This is a genomic window from Curtobacterium sp. MCBA15_007 (assembly GCF_001864905.1).
GTDB lineage: Bacteria > Actinomycetota > Actinomycetes > Actinomycetales > Microbacteriaceae > Curtobacterium > Curtobacterium poinsettiae.
Window position 1 is genome coordinate 83487 of record NZ_MJGM01000045.1, and the last position, 546, is coordinate 84032.

General features: G+C 74.7%; 1 pseudogene. It reads right to left on the reverse strand.

Annotated elements, in window-relative coordinates:
• Positions 1 to 73: 73 nt before the first annotated feature.
• Positions 74 to 546 (reverse strand): annotated as a pseudogene (locus tag BIU95_RS13810) (ATP-dependent helicase); the annotation flags it as partial.

Below are 546 nucleotides of genomic sequence, written 5' to 3' on the forward strand. Positions count from 1 at the left end.
GGGGGGGGGGGGGGGCAGGTGGGGACGACGAAGGGCCCGTCGCGTCAGCGACGGGCCCTTCGGTCTGGAGGCGCTACTCGCCGTCCGACGTGCCCTGCGGTGCCGAGGCGGTCGCCGAGGCATCGCCGGTGCCGGCGCCGCGACGGCGGCGACGGCGGCGACGCTTCGCGGCGCCGTCGGTGGAACCACCCTCGGCGGCGGAGCCGTCCTCGGTGCCAGCCACGGCCGTGGGGGCGACCGACTCGGTTGCCGGAGCCTGCGGGGCGGACTGCTCCGAGCCTCCTGACCGGGTGCGGCTGCGCGACCGCGAACGCGACGCGTCACGTGAACCCGTCGCCGGGCGGTCGCTGCTGCGCTTCTCGGCGGGGGCACCGGCAGAAGCCGCGTGCGACGACGAGCCGGGCAGACGGCCCTTGGTGCCCTTGGGGATGTCGAGTTCCTCGAACAGGTGGGGCGACGACGAGTAGGTCTCGACGGGCTCGGGGATGCCGAACTCGAGGGCCTTGTCGATCAGCGTCCACTTGTGCAGGTCGTCCCAGTCGACGA